We start from the raw sequence: 2,053 nt of genomic DNA, 5'->3' as shown, positions 1-2,053 counted from the left end.
CTGCTGCCGCCCTGCAGGCCTCCGCCAACCGCGAGTACGCCGACGCCGCCACGTTCCACATCAGCGGCCTGCCCGATGCGCAGCTGACGACCCAGGAGCTCACTCAGCAGCTGGGCCGCCCCGACAGCATCGCCGAAGGAGCCGTGGAGTGCGGCAGCCGCCTGTCGAACATTCCTGTGGGCGCACCCAACGGCGACTTCTGGTACTACGGCCGAACGATGTACGAAGTGAGCGGCACCCAGGCCATGCTACTGAAATTCGACGTCACGTCGGGCCGGTTTAAGGCCCAATTGGGCAAGCTGATGCTCGATAAAAACACTACGCTCGAAGCCGTACGCCGCTTCTACCCGGAATCGGCCAGGGAGGCCGATGAGCCCGCCGGCCGCGGTCGGCCGGGCGAATTAATGAGCCTGCCTTTTATCTACAAAGGCAAAGGCATAGATGAATCCTTGAACCTGGAGTTTCAAAACGGCCGCTTGCAGGTAATCGAGCTTTTCAGCCCCTGTTAGGGTTTGGGCTTGGCTGGATAGAAAAAAAGCACGTCATGCTGAGCTTGTCGAAACATCTCTACCGCGGTAGTAAATGAATTACTTACGCAGTAGAGATGCTTCGACAAGCGTAGCATGACGTGCTTTTTTCGCTGCTTTCCCAGAAAACCACCCGCCCAAAAAAGCAAACCCTCTGGTGAAACTGTTAAGCTACCTGCCGCCGCAGTTCGTGCCGGCACCACGCTTAATCTTTCACAACATGAACATCGGAATCATCGGCGCCGGCCACATCGGCAGCGCCCTCGCCGTGCGGCTCACCAGCCTCGGCCACTCGGTTAAAATCGCCAACTCGCGCGGCCCCGAAACTCTGGGTGACGTGGCCCAGAAAACCGGTGCCACCCCCGTCACGGCCGAAGAAGCCGCCAAAGGTGCCGACCTCATTGTGGTCACCATCCCGCTGAAAAACATTCCCGACCTGCCCAAAGACCTGTTCGCCAACGTGCCCGCCGAGGTGCCCGTCATCGACACGAGCAACTATTACCCGATGCTGCGCGACGGTAAAATCGCCGAGCTCGAAACCGGCGACCTCACCGAGAGCGAGTGGGTGCAGCAGCACCTGGGCCGCCCGGTAGTGAAGGTGTTCAACAACATCTACGCCGACCACCTGCAAAACAAGGGCGTGCCCGTCGGCACCCCCGGCCGCATTGCCCTGCCCGTGGCCGGCGACGATGCCGCCGCCAAGCAAAAAGTAATGGCCCTGGTGGAAGAACTGGGCTTCGACGCCGTGGACGACGGCACCCTGCACGAGTCGTGGCGCCAGCAGCCTGGCACCCCGTCCTACGGCGCCGACATGCCCGCCGACAAGCTCCGCGAGCACTTCGCCAGCCTCGGCACGAAGCGCACCGAGGCCCAGCACGCCGAGTACAAGGCCAACCACGCCAAAACCGAGCAGGCCATGGCCGACCAGGGCATTCAGTTGAAATAGACTGATGTTGGAAAATGAAAAAGCCCTGCCGCGCGGTAGGGCTTTTTTAGTGTTGCTAGTGTAGCATCGGGTGCTGCCAACAGCGAGATTTTACAACTCCGAGCTAAACTTCGTATTTGACCTCTCGCTGCTTCTTGGAGAAACAGATGTAGTTTAGTGCCAAGCTGGGGTAGCATTGCCCGAAAATAAATTCAATCCATAGGAGGTAAATCAGACTATGCGAATTTTAGCAACCTTCCTAATGTTCTGTATATCTGCTTGTGCAAAATATGAATCTGAAATTCCGAAAGGCTACGTTCCGCGGCGTGTTGTTTTCAATCAAGACAAATACCACCCTTTTCCGCATTGCGCAATTAGTTTAAATGTTCCGATAGAGTATGATACCCTGCTGAAATGGGTTGATAGGTCTGATAATGCTTACTCAGACATTTCCAAATATCGATTTACCAGTTCGAGAGGGTGATTAATTCAGGAAAGCGGTTTTTTTAAAAAAGCCGATGGATTTTGGGCGGTGGTCTAAGTGAGGATGAACACGTATAAGGTTGATGGTAACAACTCAGCATACGTGCGCCAAATGCGG

2 protein-coding genes are annotated in these 2,053 nt (G+C 56.2%); both read left to right on the top strand.

Annotation, left to right across the window (positions count from 1 at the left end):
- Positions 1 to 509, top strand: a 509-nt coding sequence (locus ACYVDE_RS21110) for a hypothetical protein (protein WP_460503509.1), incomplete at its 5' end; no start/stop codon positions are given.
- A gap of 238 nt (positions 510 to 747) precedes the next feature.
- On the top strand, positions 748 to 1,473 hold the full coding sequence (locus tag ACYVDE_RS21105; protein ID WP_460503508.1) for an NADPH-dependent F420 reductase: 726 nt from the start codon (positions 748 to 750) through the stop codon (positions 1,471 to 1,473).
- Positions 1,474 to 2,053 lie beyond the last annotated feature (580 nt).

This window comes from Hymenobacter agri (assembly GCF_054778495.1).
Note: the sequence above shows the minus strand (reverse complement) of the source record. Positions and strands in the feature narration are given on the sequence as shown.

Coding starts and splice junctions, on each gene's coding strand:
- ACYVDE_RS21105 (WP_460503508.1), top strand. CDS start 748: ATGAACATCGGAATCATCGGCGCCGGCCACATCGGCAGCGCCCTCGCC.